General features: G+C 71.1%; 1 pseudogene. It reads left to right on the top strand.

Annotated features, from left to right (window positions below):
• Nucleotides 1-927 (top strand): annotated as a pseudogene (locus tag DD1DGNOD_RS28010) (RND transporter); the annotation flags it as partial.

Here is a 927-nt window from a genome sequence, read left to right on the forward strand (position 1 = left end):
TGGGTGCGGCGCAGACGCCACCGGCTGCTGCCCCTGGTCGCGACACTCGGCGCGACAGTGCTCACGCTCGCGGCCCTCGGGTGGCTGGGGCATCCGCTCTCGCTCGGGGTCGTCGCGTTCCTTCCCATCCTCGTCGGGATCGGCAGCGACTTTCCCGCCTACCTGATCCGGGGAGCCGACCCGCGGCGCGTGCTCGTAGCGGCACTGGCCAGCACCGCGGGTTTTGCCTCTCTGGGGCTGTCGCCGGTGCCGTTCGTCCGGGACCTCGGATTCGCGCTCGCGGCCGGTGTCCTGGTGGCCGTCGGGCTGGCGATCCTGTTCCGGTACCGGGTCGTGAACACCGAGGTCGAGCAACCACCGGCGGACGACGAGCCGGTACCGACGATGTCGAGAGCACGCCGGGTCGGCGTGCTGATCGTGCTTGTCGCTGTCGCGGGACTGGGCTGGTCGGCGCTTGCGTTTCTCGATGTCGAAGCCCGGCCGGACCGGCTCGCCCAGGGCGTGCCCGCCCTGGCCGACGCGCAGCACGCCGAGGACGTGCTCGGATCGTCGGGCGAAGTCCAGATCCTGGTCAGCGGGGTGAACGTGGTGACGCCGGAGGCGTTGGCCTGGATGCGACAGGCCGAGGACACCACCATCCGGCGCTTCGGTGGCGACCTGCATCCCATCGTGAGCCTGCCCGGCCTGTTGGCCTTCCTCGGCTCCTCGCCGACACCCGACCAGATCACGGCCGGACTCGAGCAGCTCCCGCACTACCTCAGCGCCGCCGTCGTGCGCGACGACGCCCGGCAGGCGGTGATCAGTTTTGGTGTCGAGCTCCAGGACGTCGCGAAGCAGAAGATCCTGCTGCACGATGTGCGTGCCTCGTTGCCCCCGCCGCCAGCGGGGCTGCGTGCCGATCTGGTGGGGCTGCCTGTGGTGGCCGCG

It is taken from the genome of Candidatus Protofrankia californiensis, assembly GCF_900634765.1.
Taxonomy (GTDB): domain Bacteria; phylum Actinomycetota; class Actinomycetes; order Frankiales; family Frankiaceae; genus Protofrankia; species Protofrankia californiensis.